Below are 13514 nucleotides of genomic sequence, written 5' to 3'. Positions count from 1 at the left end.
TCAGGAGTCGCTATGCGTTTCACTCTAGGACGTGCCGTACACTTTTATTACGTAACGGTGTTGGTTGCTATTACTGCTCTATTTGCTTACGGAGTAAAGCACTATTGGGACACTGGACTTCTCAATATTGATTACGTCAGCAATCTTTATGATGGAACAAGTAAAGTTAAGGCCGTTAAAGAAAGAAACGATGTTGAAGAACTTAAGAAGTTCGTCGACGGTGACCGCATCAAAGATGCCAATAAAGTTTTCTCTCGTCTTGAAATAGATGTTAAAGACCTGAAGTCGATTAAATCAACAGATGATAAAAGCAACTTTGATGAACATTTAAGACAAGTGAAGTCTTCTCTTGTGGCCTTTCAATCCGCCCCTGAATTAACAACAATCCTTACAAACTTAAATTCAAAAGTTTCTAACTTTGAAAACTTTGTCACAGAAAAGAAGTGGCCGACTCTGACAAGAATGTCGATCAATCTTCGTATGAGACTGAGTCCAAGCCGCCTGATGAATGGTGGGCTTTATAACTTTGACCGTACTCAAAACCTTGCTCAGTCAGTAAACAATGACCTTGAAGCAATGACAAATTTCACTGAAGCTTCAGGGCTTCCAGTGGATATCAAAGCCGCTATCGTTAACAGAATTAAAACACTTAAAAACGAAGCTGCTAACCTTGATGCCTATGTAGAGTCCCACACTAAGTTTAACCGTCTTTATAAAGAATTCTCAGGCTCATATGCAGCTTGGTTTAAAATGGTTGAACCAGAAATCGCTTTAAAGAAAATCCAGTTTGAAAAGAGCTCTCAAACGGTATTCTATTCTCTGATCGCAGTGTTTGCAGGTCTTGTGGCCTCAGTTGTTTTAGGTTTTGCAATCTACAACTTCTCAGCAAAACATGCTTCAGGGAAAACTGAAAAACTTGTTATCGATACAATTAAAGATGGTCTTCTTCCGGTAGAGTCTAAGCAGATTGCTGAGTTTTCACCAGAATTCAATCTTGAGTTTGATAAATACAGAGACTACGCTCATAAGAGAATGGCCTTTGGGTCAATCTTCCAGGAAGCCGTTCCTTTTGCCACAATTCTTTTAGATTCAAACCTGAACATGGTGTGGGGAAACTCTCACTTTTATGAAGAATGGCAGCTACAAAACTTTAAAGAAGATGAAGACTCACTAACATGGGACTTCCTACAGCGCTTCACGAACCTTGAAGACAACAGTTCAATTTTAAGCGCGCTAAGAATGAGCACTCCTGGTAAATACAAGATCCAGGTTAAGTCAAACACGATGGCCAAAGCAATGCCGTATGAAATGCACGTTTCACCGGTAGAGTACTCAAGCCAAAAACGTATCATGGTGATCTTCTATCCAATGGTTGAAGCTCAGCAAAATCTCGATGCTCAGAAATCGGCGATTACTGCTCCTATCATGAAAGCCCTTGAGCTTCAGATTGAAGAGAAGATGACGACTGAAGCAAGAAACGAGCTAAGAGTGGCAGCTGAAAAGGCCGGCGTATCAGAACTTTATTCAAAGCTTAACCAATACATTGAAAAAGCAGAATCAATCCACGACGAACTAAATCGTGAGATCGAAGCTTTAGAAACATTGACAGCAGAGCACAGAAATACTGCTGGAGAAATGAGAAAATCTTTAGTGGCTTCATTTGAAACACAAAGAGCTTCTATGGACCGTTACGGGCAGTTTAAAACGGCAGTTGCCACTGTTATTGATTCAAGAGACCAGCTAGAAGAGCAATTCAAATACGCGATGAACTCTTCTCGTGAACTTTTCAAAGACCAAAACCGCATCTTCTCTGTCGCTGAAAAAGCAGAGAAGAATGTTGATGACTATATCAAGAGCTTAAAGACAATCACGACACTTAAGAGCGAGTTTAAAGACCTTAAAGTCAGCGTAGATGACTTCAAAGGACGCATCGTTCAAGTCCTTGACCAGCTTCTGATTTTCCAAAGCCACGAAAACGATACTCAGAGAGTGGATCAGTTCCTAGGGAAAATCAAAATCGAGATGAAGGGATTTGAAAAAGTTCTTCAGAGTTTCGGTGAGGTTGTCACTCAACTAGATGTAACAGTGACGAAAGTTGATATGATGGTTGAATCAAGAGAAAAAGTAGACCTGGATGGCATCCGCTACAGAATGGAATCGATTAAAAACAACCTGGAGAACGTTCAGTTCTCAGCTTCTAAGATCGCTCAGGCTTCGCACTCTAAAGACGATGAGATGATCAACACGCTTAAGATCCTTATCTCGAATATGAAGTCAGAAATGAAGCGTATCAATGATATGTGCAGAATGGCGGGGATGAGTTCAGAGCATTTGGAAGTGATCACGAATAATAGAGAAACGACGGTTTAAATAGAAGGCCCCTCGATGAGGGGCTTTTTTTTTGAAAAACTATTTCAAGAGCAATTTAGCATAATAAACGGATCATCCGCCCCATACCATTTACCTTCAAAACACTTAGAGCTTTCGCCTTCACAATTCCCAAACGTCTTATTGAGATACTTGCTATAGCAGCCTTTCTCCGCCTGCGCATGAACCTTTTTTTCTATCGCAGCCCCTGCACATTGTTTTCCCGGATTCGAAAGCTGATTAATCAATTTTCCCAGGTCATCGGCCATCTGCACTGGCGCTTGAGCAATGGCCTTACTCTTAATCACGACATCATTATTGGTTAAAGAAGCCGTGCTCATCATTTCTTTCGGCGAAATAAAATCCACTCCCAGGCATTGCCCTAAATCCGCAATCAGAGGAATCGCCCTCGTGTTAACTTCTTTAATATCGTGGAACAAACTGATTTTGGTTTTAACGGAAGGAGAGCACATATTTTTAAGGTTATTTAAAACATAGCTTTTAAAAACATTTTCCGCAGGCATTGTAAAAGGAAGGCTTGAATCATTTGAATCGTGGTTCCAACCAATGTGAGAAAAACCGTGTTCACCAATTTGTTGAAGCGCTGGACTCATGCGACGGTATTCTTTTAACTTTTCTGCGTAGGTGTCTCCAGAAAAGACCATCTTTTTTGTCCTCTCCATCTCTTCGATTTCTTTTTGAGAAGGCATGGCGCCTCTTCCATAGGGGAATCTAAAGAGCCTAAACTCCTGCTTAGAGAACTGGCCATTGGTTGCACCATCCAGAAGCTGCATGCTCTTTTTTATCTGCTCTTGTCGTTGAGTGTTGGTGTAGCCTGGTTCTTGCGAGGTTGTAATGCGCATATCGTATGCATTATGTTCATGTCCGTGGCTGGCAACAGTATGTCCTGTCGCTAATTCACGCGCCAGGATCGCCTGTTTTTCTTTGAGACCGGGAGTGCCCGGAAGAAGATTAGTTGTGGTAATAAAAAATGTAGCTTTAATATTGCGCTTATTTAATTCATCTAAAATAAGCCCGCTTGCTTTTTCGTTAGGGCCGTCATCAAAACTAAGGTGAGTTTTAATACCATCACAGCTGACATTTTGATTTTTTAATTCACTTAGTAATTCTTTAAAAAATGGATCGTTGTTTAAGGATTTACAAGTGTTGGCGTAAGTGTTTTGAAGGGCAAGGATTGATAAAGTAAAAAAGAGAATTTTTGTGTGCATAGCTTAGTAGTTTAACACAAAAGCAAGGTCAGATTGAGAGGAGGGCTTTTTGCCCTCCTTTAAATTTTATTTAGAACTTTTCAACCTTCTGTTTATCGTAAAATAAATCATTGTACTGATCAATCTTCACATCCGAATAAGTCATCGTCTTTTCCTTCTGTCCACACCATGAAATCTTAAGTTCTTCAATGATTTCATTTTTCCCAAGCCCAATATGCACTCTCGGGTCATGCTGAGCAGAGAATCCATTTACAAGCGTTGTTTCGAAGTAAAGTTTCGTTCTTTTTGTCGGCTCTTTAGCCTCGCTAATCGTTAAGTAAATCTTGGTCCCAATCGCCATGCGATTACATTCTGGATTGACTGATTCAAGTCTTAATCCTAGCCAGTGATTCTTCTGATCCTTATCTGGAATATTTTTAAACACCAATGGATCACGATAAAGTGACGAGGCAATCAAATCCATATGCCCATCATTATCAAAGTCGGCCGTCGCCATCCCACGCCAGTTTCCAACTTGATTCATTCCGATAAACTCAGCTGCATCCATGAACTGAGGTTTTTTAGTCATTCCACGGTTAACGTACAAGCGATTTTTCTCTTTGCCGTGAATACAAGTCCCGCGGATATCACCCCAGTTATTAATGTAACGGTGAATATCTGGAGAAGAGCGGGCGATCTTTTCATTGATGTACCAGTAGTCTGGGCACTTTTCGAATTTTTTATCGTACATGTCATCAACCATTCCATTGGCCTGTGGAAGATCGATCCATCCGTCGTTGTTGAAGTCAGCAGCATTTGCTCCCCATCCAAAGCGGTTTTCGTTCAGAGCTCCTGCATAGGTTGCCTGGTCTTTGATCTCTGGATAAAAAGGGTCTTTTCCAGGATAAAAATAGAAAAGTAAATTACCTTCGGCCTGGAGCTGGTGGTGAACATTGGAAATTTGAATGTCAGTCATTCCGTTGTTATCAAAATCAGCAACTGTCGCATTCATCCCTTTATAAGTATCTTTACCAATTGTCCCGAAATATGGTCCGCGGTAACTCTCAAAGCTCTTTCCGCCGCGGTTGTAATAGAAGTCATCAGCACCAAAATCATTGGCAGCATAAATATCAATGAAGCCATCTTGATTAAAATCAGCAGTTCCAATGGCCATTGTCCATTTTGTCTCAGGCATTCCAATCGATTTAGAGTCTAGCTGAGAAAAAGTCTTGTTATCATTTTGTGTGAAAATATAATTTACTGATCCGTTCTCAGAGCGGTGCCAGCTCTCGTGCATAAAATTAAATGGACGCTTGTCTCCTTCATATTCCGCTTTTGGCAGTTCAAAGAAATCCAAACGGGTTGGCGTTTTGTAATCTGGAAGGTGAGTGGCAATAGTGTTTCCAATAATCACATCGAGCTTGCCGTCATTATTCATATCAAAAAAGTTTGCTGTGGCCGAGTTTGAATAGATATTTAATCCGATTTCATCAGTCACATTTTTAAAAGACACTTTGCCGGTTTCTTTGAGCATGTTTTTAAACATTCTCGATGTTCCTTCGCGCCCGAAAGCATAAGTGACATAAAGATCAAGATCGCCATCATTGTCGAAATCTACAAACATCGCGTTTGATGGAATCCCAAAGCGCTTAATGTCTGAAGCATAGAAACTTAGCTCTTCAGATGGAAAACGTTCAAAATGGAAATCACCTTTATTTTTAAAGAAAGAGTTTCTATCAGCAGGAGATTTGTGCCCGCTGGTAAAAAACACATCGATTAGTCCATCATTGTCAAAATCGCCGACAGCAATACCATCCGTTATCCCCAGAATCCATTTGCCCATATGCTGAACGCGAGGATCCACCAGGTCGAGAACTTCTCCTTTAGAGAAATGCATACCTGTTTTTTCTGGTCCTTGGAGTTCAAACACAAATCCAACATCTGGTTTGTTAAGCGTGTCTCTCAAAACGTATTGATAAGTGAAGTACCCACCAAAACCAATGGCCAGGATCGTAAAGAAACGTTTGTAATAACCACTTTCATAAAAGCGGGAAACGAAATACTTTCCGAAGCCAACTGTGCGGGCCTCTTTGAAGTGAAACCATGTTAAACGAATACTTCCCAGAGTGAAGGCAGCATAGAAGAACGTATGATAACTTGAAAAAAGATGGAATAGTAAGTCGAGTATCGCGAGGGAAGAACCGACAATGATCTGCTGGTTTCTGTCCGATGGACTAGTCATCGGGTCAGTGATCATAAAGAAAGTGAAAAGGAAAAATGACGGTGAAGTGATGGTCCCAAAAAAGAGCGTATTAAAAGGCAGATAATGGCGGATTAAAATTGAGCGCAGGACAATTTGTAGAGTAAAAACAAAAAGGAATGATCCAACTAACCATCCGCGGTTAATCTTTGGCATGAAAAAAAGCAGGGCCGACATAACGATGACAATCGCCATGGCGCCGACACCATTCCATTGATAGGCCGGTGATGAAGAGATGAATTCACTGGCCATTAAAAGTGAAAGGGCAACCCCCATCATGGCCGGGTTAAAAGTATGTCTGCCACGGAAGTTAAAAAAGAATTTCGATGAGATGGCAAAAAAGATTGGAACCAGCGGGTAGAGCATACTGTGGCCATAGTTGACCAGGATACATAGACCCAAACTCGTGGTCAGCGCACTTAGAGGGAAGTAGAACTTTTTATTGAAAAGAACATCGTAAAAGATATGTAAAAGAATCCCCACACAGATTGTGAGCAGAACCTGCATCCAGCTGCGGTTGAATCCCAGGATAGTCATCCCTAGAACGTTATAAATAAACAGGATGAATGTTACGATGTAGCGAGCGTCAATTTTAAAGTAAATTGTCTTAAACCTTTCTGCTATTGCTGTCATGGTAAAATTACATCAAAAAGAGGTCTCTTTGTAAAACTTTGTTTACTTAGCTTCATTCTATTATTTACAATAGTTAAATGAAAAAAAAGCTCATAGCAAAAACGATTAAGGTTCAGTCGCTTAGGGAGTCTCAAATTGATGAGATGTTTAAGCTGTTTGAAATCTTCTATGAGAACGTTTCCTTCCTGCGCTTTAAAAGTGACCTTTTTGCTAAAACAAAGGTTATTATTCTTCTGGATACTGAAAAAAGGATTCAGGGGTTCTCAACTTTTTACGACTTCGATTTCCCTCATCACCAAAAGAATTACCGCGTTCTTTTTAGTGGGGACACGATCATTGCTCCAACTTACTGGGGAACATCGGCCTTGACGATGGAATTCCTAAAAAACATGATTTTGCTCAAGCTTAAATACCCAACACGCCCTGTTTGGTGGTTTTTAATCTCGAAGGGCTATAAGACTTACTTACTACTCGCGAACAATTTCATTCAGTATTATCCTCGTTATGACAAACAAACTCCAGTAGAACAAAGCACTCTGATTTCTGCTTTGTCAGAAAAGTTTTATCCAGGGAAATTCAATGCTGAGACTGGTGTTATTGAATTTGAGGCCAATGAGCACGAACACTTAAGAGAGTCTATTGCTCCCATTACTGATGACCTGCTGTCGCGTTACCCGAAAATTAAATTTTTCAATGACCATAATCCCGGATGGAAAAAAGGTGATGAGCTTGCCTGTATTGGCGAAGTCGACCCACTTCTTGGTGTTGTTCACCCTTTTAAAATCATGCGAAAACTTCTAAGACTTAAAAAATGATTCGCACCATCAGTCACCAGTTGATTAAGTGGTACTCGAAAAAAAACTACGAACAGTTTTGCGAATCACTTAAGAATCCAAAAAAGGCGCAGATCGCAGTCCTCACAAATCTTACAGGTATCTCTGATTACAAAGATTTTAAGAATCACTTTCCGATAACAAATTATGCTGACTGGAAAGAAGGCATAGAGAAGAGAAAAGTAGAAAGACCACAAGATCATTTTGTTCCAACAAGCGGTTCAACTCACGCGATCAAATGGATTCCTTATACCAAAAAATTTAAAGATGAATTGTGGAGAGCTTCGGGAGCATGGATTCATGACCTCTATCTTCGTTTTCCCGATATTGCTAAGGGAACACACTATTGGTCCCTATCATGGATTCCAGAAGATTTGAGAAAAGAGCATCGCTCAAATGACCTGGATTTTTTTGCAGGACTCGAAAAATACTTGCTTGAGCAGACAATGACTGTTGATGAAAGTGTTTCAACTCTACCAACACTTAAAGAATCAATGCGTGAAAATGCAGTGTCGCTCATTGAAAAAGACGTCACTTTAATTTCCGTCTGGAGCCCGACATTTTTATTGGAGCTATTAGATTTAGTTATTGCAGATAAATTTTTTTTTGCAGACCGAATCCTGGATTTCAGAAAAAAAGAGGCCCTTAAATATGCAGATAAAGTTTCACCCGAACTTTGCAAGATACTCTTTCCTCAATTGGCCCTGATCAGTGCTTGGGCCACATCGAGCTCAGAGTATTATGCTCAAAAAGTGAAAGATCTTTTCCCTCATGTTCCTTTTGAGGCCAAAGGTTTGTGGGCGACTGAAGGTGTGGTGACGATTCCTTTTCAAGGAAAATTTCCGCTGGCGGTGAATTCTCATTTTTATGAATTTGAAGACGTTGAGACAAAGGAAATTCATCCCGGATGGGCCCTAAAAAAAGGAATGAAAGTAACGCCACTTTTAACGACGGGATCACTTTTTTTCCGCTATCGTTTAAACGACCTGCTTTTAGTGAGTGACTTTTTTGACCAGACTCCATGCCTGACTTTTTTGGGAAGAATCGGTGAAACAGACCTCGTCGGTGAAAAAATCTCTAGTGACCTGGCCCAAAAATTAATCTCTAATATTGCAAATAAATATGAAATCAGCACCCTTTCTCTTTTAGCTGTGGAAGGTCATAAACCTCACTATAGACTATTGGTGGACGGTGTAGGTAAACTTGAAAGACTTGATGAGATCAGTGACTTTTTGGAGAAAGAACTCCTGGGGCATTTTCATTACAAGCTGGCCCGCGAACTAGGACAATTATCGCATGTTCAGGTTGAAATGAAAGAAGACGCTTATCAGGCCTATGTGAGTTATAGAGAAAAGATGATTGCCTTAAAAGGCAACATAAAGGTCGAACCCCTTGTCAGGACCAGAGATGACTGAAACATTAAAAACACTTGCTGAGCGCGATGGTGAATTGATTCATCACTGGTATATTGCGTGTCTTTCAAGTGAATTGACTGACAGGCCTTTTGAAACTGTTATCTACGATACTAAAATCGTTTTATTTCGCGATGAAAATAAAAAGGCCGTTTGCCTCTTAAATAAATGCCTGCATCGCCACGCTGAACTTGGTAAAGGTGAAGTGGTTAAAGGCGAGCTTCATTGTCCTTATCACGGATGGACTTATAACAATCAAGGTTTGGTGACGAGTGTGCCTTCTGAAGGAGACTCTCAGGTCAAAGGAAAGCGCTGCCAGAAATCTTATCCTGTTATCGAACAAGATGGAGTGATTTGGGTCTTTTTTGGTAACAGTGAAAAAGCTGGTTCTGTTAAGCCGTGGGTTTTCCCTCATGCTCAGGACTCAAGCTGGTCTCATTATTTTATGGTGACTGACTTTAATAATGAGGTCACTAACCTGGTCGAAAACTTTATGGATGTTCCTCACACTGTGTATGTTCATAAAGGGTGGTTTAGAAATAAAGGATTAAAAAAAGTTCCCATCACAGTTGAAACTAAGGATGGAGGAGTCTTGGTGACTTACCATCAAAAAGACGACAACATCGGCGTTTTAATCAGACCACTTTTAAATCCTAAAAACGATCCAATGGAGCATACTGATCATTTTATTTTCCCTAATACGACAAGAGTCGATTACTCATTTGGATCAAACTACAAATACATTATCAATTCTTCATGCACTCCAGTGGGAAGTATGAAGACACGTGTTTACACTTATATCGCCTATAAAATCCCGTTTATCGGAAAGTTTATCAAGCCTTTTATTCATTACTACACCAGACAAGTTATTGAGCAAGATGTGTGGATTATGGATGTGCAGGGGAGAAACTTAAACCCGAACGAAAACTGGAATTTCCAATCAACTCCGGCCGATGAACCTCATTTACAAATTGAACGCTTAAGAAGCTTGGGACGCTCAGGAGACCCGCGCGTTTATACAGTAGAGAAAAATAGCGACGCTACGATTTGGATTTAGGTTTAGATTTTCCATCACTGATGGCCGTCAGACCATTGAGCACCCAGAGATCCCCAATAAACATTAAAATGATTCCAATAATCATCAGAAGGGCCAGGGTTCTTGGCGTTTGGAAATAAGAGAAAAATAGCGTACTCGAAAGAAGTAACATTAGAAAAAAGTTCTCAGTACTGGCCTCGCCAACTTCTTCAACTGATTCACTAAGTGAATCTTTTTGCAGTAAAAGAAATTGAATAGCGTTATCGCCGGCAAGACCAATTAAGACAGAAAGGGCCACGCAGGTAACGACATTGATTTTAAACTGGAAGATAACAACCAGAATTAAAAGCATGAACGATGCCCAAAGAGTCGAAAGCAAAACAGGCACAGTGTGCTTTCTGCTGATTGTGAAGACCAGCCAGCTAATCAGTACTATAATAGAGAAGAAGCCAGAGATTGCACTATCGTAAAGAGTTTGAAGAATCCCAACCGCATAATCTTTTGAAACAATGATCTCAGACTTGATCGAACATTTGTCTCCGCAGATATTTTGGATACGGGAAACAACGACCGGCACATCTTTGGTGTCGTAAGACTTAATGTAGGCAATGATTCTTTTTGAGTCGCGAGCGATAAAAAGCTTTCCTAGATCAGTGCGCTTAAAGTCTTCAAAAATTAATTTTTGTAGAAATTCAGGGAAGAGCACCACTTCTTTTTTGATATCCATCTCAGAAAAAACGCCGGCAACAGCAGGGTCTTTTTTGATCGCCTCAACATAAGAAGAAATATCTTCGTCCATATTCTTAAAGACAATACTCAATTCACCTTCACTTTGACGGGTTTCAAGCAAGTGCTCTCTAAACTTAGAAACTTGGTGAGTTTTAGTAAACATATCGTAAGGGCTGTAGCTTAAGTTCGCTTTGTCGTACATAAAGACGATCACAAGTGGGATTAAAGCAATAATGACAGCAATCACTTTTGGTGGGGTGTAGGTAATCAGCTTTACTGGCACGATACGCTTTGGTTTCGGGTGAGCATCAATGCGCTTTCTTATCTTAGGAAACATATTTACAAAGACAGGGATGATTAAGAACATCGCCGCCCATTCAAACATTGCTCCGAGCGCTGTCCAGATAGAGAAGTGAACAATGCTTGGGTTACTGGAAACGGCCAGAGACCCAAACCCAATCGCTGTTGTCAGTGATGTTAAAAAACTTGGGAGCAGAAGTTTTTTGGCCGCTAGATTAAAAGGAGTCTTTTGTTTAAAAACTAAAAAGCTAAAAAGAATGTAATCTTCAATAGAAGAAACCGTGATCATTAAGAAGATACATGACGAAAGCGGATCAATCATGTGGCCGAAGTAGGCCATGCCTGCCTTAATCATGGAGTTTGTAATTAAGATAACAGCTAAGAGTGCAAAAGCGCCCATAAGTGAGCGGTAAAAAAGATAGTATCCGCCAAAGAGCAGGACACTCGCTATAAAATTGATGACATTTGAATACTCAATTCCTGAAAGAACCGATGACTGAAAAAAGAGAGTTCCACCAGGAATGATTTCAAAAGGAAGAGACTTCTTTGCACTCTCAATAATGCGATCGAGAGCTTTGTAGTCATAAATCCCGTGACGAAATTCTTTTTGTGCGGGATTGATTTCAAAATGAATCACAAAGTCGGTGAGTTCAGGAGTGCTGAACATTGTGAGAAGCGGATGTTTTTTCAAGGTTACATAATCCACCTTGTCTTCACAGGGTGATTCGACAATTTGTGGATAGAAGAGAAGTCCATTTGAATACTCAGGAACACGCAGATTAAAAAGACTATTGAATCCACCAATGTCTGGATTGGTGTTGACTTCTTTTCTTAGCCAGTTTTGAATCTGGCAGAGGTCCAGATTGTTGAGAGGAGTTCTTTTGTTGATGATAAGAGTAAGCTTGTCTTCAAAGGAGTACTCCTCCTTCAACTCACGCATGGCCTGATATGATGGCAGTTTTTGGTCGCTAAAGTCCTCTGTTCGTACGGCAATTTTTGTCTTGGTACCCAAAGCCATTGAGAAAATAATGAGTGAAAGCAAGGCGACAGACACCAGCTTTTTGTACCTTATAAACGCGCAATGAGTCCTATATAAGTAATAATGCAAGAGGCGTAGTAATTTATAGCGCCAAAGTGATTTATTTAGCTGATGGTTTTGCTCAGTCATTCCAAGATTGTCTATTTAAAATAATATACATTTACGTTATGATATTTACTGATTTTCATAGAGGAGGCGGTCAATGTCTATACGTATTTTAGTTTTAGCTCTGAGCATGTGCCAGGCTACATCACTTTTTGCCAAAACGAATGGTGACATCGTAAAAAACTCACCTTTTACACCTGAAAAATTCACTTTCCAGGCATGGAGTGAGGAAGATGCGGCAGTAAAAATGAAATCATCTGAAAAGAAGAGAAGGCCAGCGAACTCTTCAATGATTGATGATTCAATGATGTCGAAAGAATTAAAAGCGATTCAGACACGTCTTCATGGAATTAAAACTTCTGAAGCAATGGAAGCTTTCTTAGATGAACTTGATAAGAATTACGAGTCTTATCCAACTGACGTAAAGTTCTACATTACACAAGTAATGCCAACAAAAGCTTTCAGAGGATTCTTCTACCGTTTAAAGCCACTGTTTGATGGAAAATCAAACTACGTTCACTCTCAAATCATAACGACTGCAAAGTCTATGGCCACAAGAGTGAAAGTGTTCCTTCCATACGAACATGTTCAAGCAGGATATGAGTATGTTTCTTCTCCATATGTTGATTCAAAAGGAACAATGGTAGAAGGATTTAAAGAAGAAGCAGACGTTCAACTATGGGTTGTTAACGAACTTCTTCCACTCGTTAATACAGCAGCACAAAGACTTGAAAAACTAAGTTTGGTTGAGCCAATTGTTTGGGACCAGAAAATGGTTTTTGGTTCTCAGTCATTTGCTGATGGAATAAACCGTTTTAAACTTATTGGTGAATTCGAAAAGAACCTGGCACTTTCAGCAAGCTACAGTGCAATCACGGCAATGGCGACAATGAGAGCTTACAGTGTTCAAAACACGGTTGCTCTATATAAAGAAATCGGATTCCTTTATGGATTTGATGGATTTGGTCTATTCAACAGAATCGATGGTGTTTCTGCAGAAAAGATTTCAAAAGTGATGAGAAAACCTGCTTTTGCTTCAACTGGTACTCTAATGCCGGACGGAGCGAAGTGGATGGACTACGCTTACAAAGCTAGTCAGAAATCACTTAAGCGTCTAAGCATGGCGTGGGAGCTTTCATCAAGTGAAAGAAAAGATGAAAATCTATATGCTTTCAACACAAACTACATCAGTGTTAACCGCGATGAGATCGAAGAGAACCTTCGCATTCTTAACCGCGTTGTTATGTCGAAAGAAACAGAGACTCTAAGATCTGCGGTAACGGGAGAAGTCGTTCAGTTTAATTACGCGAAGCTTTTCACAAACCCACCAAAAGATTTAAAAGTGTTCCTGCCAACTCAATTTGATAAAAACCCGAAGGCCACTCGTGAAGTGACTCTGGCAAACGGAACAAAAAAGACTCTGACTTACAGAAACTACCTGGAAGGAAGTGCAACAGGATGGGATGTAAAACAATACGAAGCGTATTTCCCATCAATCAAAGCTAACGACGATGTTTACCGTACAGTGAGAGTGTTAAATCACATCCAAGGTAACTGGCTAGCAATCAGATAATAAATAACAAAAAAGCCCG

General features: G+C 40.2%; 8 protein-coding genes. 5 read left to right on the top strand and 3 right to left on the bottom strand.

Translation table 11 applies throughout. The features are described 5' to 3' along the window. Positions 1 to 12: 12 nt before the first annotated feature. Entirely contained in the window at positions 13 to 2370 is a 2358-nt protein-coding gene (locus ACN20O_RS04560; RefSeq protein WP_491637635.1) for a hypothetical protein, read from the top strand. Positions 2371 to 2414: 44 nt separating this feature from the next. On the opposite strand, the gene ACN20O_RS04555 is transcribed toward ACN20O_RS04560, so the two are convergent. Next, the gene (locus tag ACN20O_RS04555) at positions 2415 to 3596 is read right to left on the bottom strand and encodes a polysaccharide deacetylase family protein (protein ID WP_491637633.1); all 1182 of its coding nucleotides are present in this window, start codon (positions 3594 to 3596) and stop codon (positions 2415 to 2417) included. 70 nt (positions 3597 to 3666) lie between these two features. Then, complete coding sequence (locus tag ACN20O_RS04550) at positions 3667 to 6468, bottom strand: FG-GAP-like repeat-containing protein (protein WP_491637631.1); 2802 nt, start codon at positions 6466 to 6468, stop codon at positions 3667 to 3669. 77 nt (positions 6469 to 6545) lie between these two features. Between ACN20O_RS04550 and ACN20O_RS04545 the strand changes: the two genes are divergently transcribed. Genes ACN20O_RS04545 through ACN20O_RS04535 form a run of 3 tightly spaced genes read left to right on the top strand, consistent with a single transcriptional unit; the run spans position 6546 to position 9770 of the window. Then, positions 6546 to 7283, top strand: coding sequence for a hypothetical protein (locus ACN20O_RS04545; RefSeq protein ID WP_491637629.1), 738 nt, complete (start codon positions 6546 to 6548; stop codon positions 7281 to 7283). Next, positions 7280 to 8716 (top strand): GH3 family acyl-acid amido synthetase, encoded by a 1437-nt coding sequence (locus tag ACN20O_RS04540; protein ID WP_491637627.1) that lies wholly within the window; start codon positions 7280 to 7282, stop codon positions 8714 to 8716. The genes ACN20O_RS04545 and ACN20O_RS04540 overlap by 4 nt, the downstream gene beginning before the upstream one ends. Further along, complete coding sequence (locus ACN20O_RS04535; protein WP_491637625.1) at positions 8709 to 9770, top strand: aromatic ring-hydroxylating dioxygenase subunit alpha; 1062 nt, start codon at positions 8709 to 8711, stop codon at positions 9768 to 9770. Before ACN20O_RS04540 ends, ACN20O_RS04535 begins: the two co-directional genes overlap by 8 nt. Here ACN20O_RS04535 and ACN20O_RS04530 read toward each other — a convergent pair. Continuing rightward, positions 9754 to 11718 (bottom strand): RND transporter family protein, encoded by a 1965-nt coding sequence (locus tag ACN20O_RS04530; protein ID WP_491637623.1) that lies wholly within the window; start codon positions 11716 to 11718, stop codon positions 9754 to 9756. The two genes, ACN20O_RS04535 and ACN20O_RS04530, sit on opposite strands and share 17 nt — an antisense overlap. A 301-nt stretch (positions 11719 to 12019) precedes the next feature. Here ACN20O_RS04530 and ACN20O_RS04525 point away from each other — a divergent pair, with 301 nt between their 5' ends. Next, on the top strand, positions 12020 to 13495 hold the full coding sequence (locus ACN20O_RS04525; RefSeq protein ID WP_491637621.1) for a hypothetical protein: 1476 nt from the start codon (positions 12020 to 12022) through the stop codon (positions 13493 to 13495). Positions 13496 to 13514 lie beyond the last annotated feature (19 nt).

The organism is Bacteriovorax sp. As-1, from assembly GCF_058446905.1.
This window is presented reverse-complemented; position numbering and strand designations above follow the sequence as displayed.

Excerpts from the sequence above, each read along its gene's own strand:
- ACN20O_RS04560 (WP_491637635.1), top strand. The coding sequence starts at position 13 with ATGCGTTTCACTCTAGGACGTGCCGTACACTTTTATTACGTAACGGTG.
- ACN20O_RS04555 (WP_491637633.1), bottom strand. The coding sequence starts at position 3,596 with ATGCACACAAAAATTCTCTTTTTTACTTTATCAATCCTTGCCCTTCAA.
- ACN20O_RS04550 (WP_491637631.1), bottom strand. The coding sequence starts at position 6,468 with ATGACAGCAATAGCAGAAAGGTTTAAGACAATTTACTTTAAAATTGAC.
- ACN20O_RS04545 (WP_491637629.1), top strand. The coding sequence starts at position 6,546 with ATGAAAAAAAAGCTCATAGCAAAAACGATTAAGGTTCAGTCGCTTAGG.
- ACN20O_RS04540 (WP_491637627.1), top strand. The coding sequence starts at position 7,280 with ATGATTCGCACCATCAGTCACCAGTTGATTAAGTGGTACTCGAAAAAA.
- ACN20O_RS04535 (WP_491637625.1), top strand. The coding sequence starts at position 8,709 with ATGACTGAAACATTAAAAACACTTGCTGAGCGCGATGGTGAATTGATT.
- ACN20O_RS04530 (WP_491637623.1), bottom strand. The coding sequence starts at position 11,718 with ATGCGTGAGTTGAAGGAGGAGTACTCCTTTGAAGACAAGCTTACTCTT.
- ACN20O_RS04525 (WP_491637621.1), top strand. The coding sequence starts at position 12,020 with ATGTCTATACGTATTTTAGTTTTAGCTCTGAGCATGTGCCAGGCTACA.